The organism is Alcanivorax sp. (assembly GCF_014762765.1).
Taxonomy (GTDB): Bacteria; Pseudomonadota; Gammaproteobacteria; order Pseudomonadales; family Alcanivoracaceae; genus Alcanivorax.
The window spans coordinates 1-3,396 of record NZ_JABURH010000030.1 but is presented as its reverse complement, the minus strand read 5'-3'; the positions used below and the strand labels follow the sequence as shown (position 1 = coordinate 3,396).

General features: G+C 57.2%; 4 protein-coding genes. 1 reads left to right on the top strand and 3 read right to left on the bottom strand.

Annotation, left to right across the window (positions count from 1 at the left end; genetic code table 11):
• Window positions 1-660, top strand: a 660-nt coding sequence (locus tag HUJ17_RS01055) for an amino acid--tRNA ligase-related protein (protein ID WP_290508967.1), incomplete at its 5' end; no start/stop codon positions are given.
• Window positions 661-773: 113 nt separating this feature from the next.
• Here the strand turns inward: HUJ17_RS01055 and HUJ17_RS01050 are convergent.
• From HUJ17_RS01050 to HUJ17_RS01040, 3 genes are all read right to left on the bottom strand, one after another.
• Window positions 774-1,253: a hypothetical protein gene (locus tag HUJ17_RS01050; protein ID WP_290508966.1), complete on the bottom strand. Its 480-nt coding sequence runs from the start codon at window positions 1,251-1,253 to the stop codon at window positions 774-776.
• 70 nt (window positions 1,254-1,323) lie between these two features.
• Window positions 1,324-2,430, bottom strand: a complete 1,107-nt coding sequence (locus HUJ17_RS01045) for a DUF1176 domain-containing protein (protein WP_290508965.1) — start codon at window positions 2,428-2,430, stop codon at window positions 1,324-1,326.
• Window positions 2,427-2,981 carry a hypothetical protein gene (locus HUJ17_RS01040; RefSeq protein ID WP_290508964.1) on the bottom strand — a complete coding sequence of 185 codons (555 nt, stop codon included), beginning with the start codon at window positions 2,979-2,981 and terminating at the stop codon, window positions 2,427-2,429. Before HUJ17_RS01040 ends, HUJ17_RS01045 begins: the two co-directional genes overlap by 4 nt.
• Between the last annotated feature and the right edge of the window lie 415 nt (window positions 2,982-3,396).

Sequence of the window (3,396 nt, the reverse complement as noted above, 5' to 3'; positions counted from 1 at the left end):
GGGAGCCGTCACAACCCGGAATTTACCATGCTGGAATGGTACCGCCCGGGCTTTGTGCTCAAGGACCTGATCGATGAGTGCCTGGCCTTGTTTGCCGAACTGTTTCCAGGCGCCAATAGCCAGCGCTACCACTTCCGTGCCCTTTTCCACCATGTGACAGGCCTTGATCCTTTAACCACAGACGATCAGCAACTGATCGCTTGCGCCGAAACACACGGCGCGCCTGACAGTCTGGACAAGGCAGCCGCTGTCGACTTCCTGATGGCCACCAAAGTGGAGCCGGCGCTGCCCGCCGATCAGCTAACGGTGGTAAACGACTTTCCCGGCTGGGCCGCCGCCCTGGCACAAACCCATCAGGATCGGGACGGTGTGTCGGTCGCCCAACGTTTCGAGATCTATTACCGGGGGCTGGAACTGGCCAACGGCTATCAGGAACTCACTGATGCCCAGGAGCAACGGCAGCGCTTTGCGCAGGACAATACACTGCGACAGCAAGACTCCCTGCGCGAAATGGACGCCGACCCCTACCTGCTGGCCGCCATGGAGGCCGGCTTGCCGAAATGCAGCGGCGTGGCCATGGGCGTCGAAAGACTCTTGATGGCACAACAAACCCGCCCCCGCATCAGCGACACCCTCACCTTCCCGTGGGATCGCGCCTGAGCACAGGGACAACATTTCCGTTACGGCTCAGCCTCCATCAAAACTGCCCGTGTTGGCTACGTTAAACTTCGACCAACGGCTCGCGCTGAACATCCAGAGAGGATGAGCCCGTATCAAGGCTCGCCCTCCTCCGCCCACCAGTCACACACGCCATTGAGATCCAGCCACTTTTCTCGCGGCGGCGTTTGTACGGACAAGTCCACGCGCTCGCCCGTCGTTCTGTTCAGGTAGGCAAAGTCATAGACTTCGGCTCGCTGAGTGAAGACTTCATACTTTCCAGTTACTTCGCCGTCCACCACTTCCAACCAGGTAGCCCTGTATTTATCGGGCCCTCCGGGCACGTCCTCAATCATTTCCTCGTGCTCAAAGCTCAACGGGATAAAATCATCAGCTCCACGATGGAGAACGAGACCACCCACCCAGACTTCACTTTCGAGGTACAGCCTCAGCTCAAGCGCGGTGGCGTCATCGGGAGAGGAGAAACAGTGAACATCCACTGAGGTATCGTTTGCATACACAGGGGCACACAGCGCCACCGAGAGGGATGCCATCAACGCACGTCGACTACCCCCTTTCCACATTTTCAGCATCATTATCCCATGGGTTTCTGATTGATGGGTGACACGGGCACCGCCCTGCCACCTCTGCGCCAGCCTTCTGCGCCTATGGCAAAGGGCGGGCTGCTGCCTGACGCAACTCGGTGACACGCTCAGGCAAATCCCAGACACCGCCGGCAGCCAACCCACGGCATTGCCCTGTGGTGGATGAGAGAGTGTGCACAAACTGCTCACCGTCCCATGTCCATTCTTCATGGGCATAGCAATCGCCAATCCCTCGCCCTTTGTGCATCGCTGACACGGTTCCACCATCAAATTCTGTTGCCGAGCCCGTCACCAGAACAGGTTGGTAAGGTTTACTGTCGTTGATCACCCAGATCCCGGAGCCACCGTTGTAAGCAGCCATCCAGCAGCTGACTGCGACCATCAGACGAGAATCTGAAAGCCGCACCACATCCAAGGCCTCGCCGCCGTCTTCCGGCATGGCCAGGCCACTACACTCGGTTTCTTCATCCACCAGAGTTCGCAGCGTCGCGCGCAAGGCCGGCTCATCGGCCGCAGGCAAGGCAACCGGTGAGGCATCCACCGGCGCAGCAATGACTACCGGTGGAACCAGCGCCGGCAACACCTCCGCTTCCGGCCTGTTCCCCTTGCGGACCAGCGCCCCCGGGGTGCCAATCCGCCCCTGCACATCATCCATTTTCAGGAAGACAGCGCTGGCCCCGGCATCGGAAAGCCGCCACCGGTATTGATCATGAACCCACTCAATAACACTATCGCGACGCAGGGCACGCAACAGTGGCAGCAGCACCTCATCGGGCAATTCTGCGCCCAGAAACGCCGGATCCACCTTGACCTTACCGATCTCCTGCCCATCAATGACCAGAGACAGATCGGCATCTGAAGTCAGCGCCACATAGGCCGCCTCCTCAAGATCAAGCTCCCCGATTTTCACCTCGCCGGTTAGCGGCTGCTCCGGGCCCGCTTTACGGGTCAGCAACACGGCCACGGATTCGCTATCTTCAAAAAAGCGCTGATAACCCACCGCTCGGCAGGTACGGGTGTTATCACACACCAGCATCCAGTCTTCATGCTCAAAGCGCAGGCCTGTTACCGCTTCTGCCTGCAAGGAACGCGGCATCACCGACGCAATCAGCCCTGCAACCAGAGCAACACAGCCCAGACGCCGCAACGTCAGACAACGAGCTTTCATATCTCTACGCTGTCGTCGGGCAGTTTTTTCTTATGGTGTCCGGCCAGCTCATACTCCTTGCTCCACAAGCGGATCTTGCTGGCCTTGTCCATGGTGATATCAAACTTGAAGACGTGCTTGGTGCCGGTATTGGGCGGCACTGTAAATTCTGCAGCGTAACGATTATCTGCGGACAACCCTTGCGAATAACCATCGTGATCGATCAGCAGCACGATGCCCTTGTCGTCCATGTTGGCAATGCGAACCGGTTTTCCCTCATTGTTTTTGAAACCCACGGTCACCAGCGTGGCCAGCTCGTCATCGGTGCTCTCTACCCCCAGCACTTCGACGCTGATGAACTGCTCCATTTCATCCACATTGGTCACTGTTACCGCGCCATCGGCCCCTTCTGCACCTTTGCGGCCCTCATCCACGCCATCGTTCAGGCCCTTCATCAAGTCTTTACCAAAGGTAATCACGCTCTTGGTGGTATCGCTGATAATGTCCTTGGTATCAGCCCCCACACCCGCACACAGTAACGACAGCGCCATAACAAATACGCCTTTTTTCACTGAAAGACTCCTTCCTTCGAGTTAGACATGGAAAGCAGAGGACTGCACAATTAGCGCACGAAAGTACCACAAAAAGAACGAGACAAGACGCCAACATTGCCAGATATGAGAACCTTGTCGGTGATTCAATGCCCACGACGCTGCTCGGACGTCAGGCTCGATGGGTTATCGAGAAGGAGACACTAGACATTCCGTTGACTTAGAGATTAATACACTGCCTATCGGTGTCATCCACTCATAGCGCCAATAAGGTTCCAAATAAAAAGACCGCCCCCATATCCTGGACGCGGCCTATTCCTTTCAGCTCGCAGCGCAATCTTCCACGTTGCGGTTTTTAACTTTTAGCTTGCAACCGTCCCCTACGCCATCGCCGGCTGCGCCACCGAATTCGCCCGTGCCACCGTCTCCGCAATCA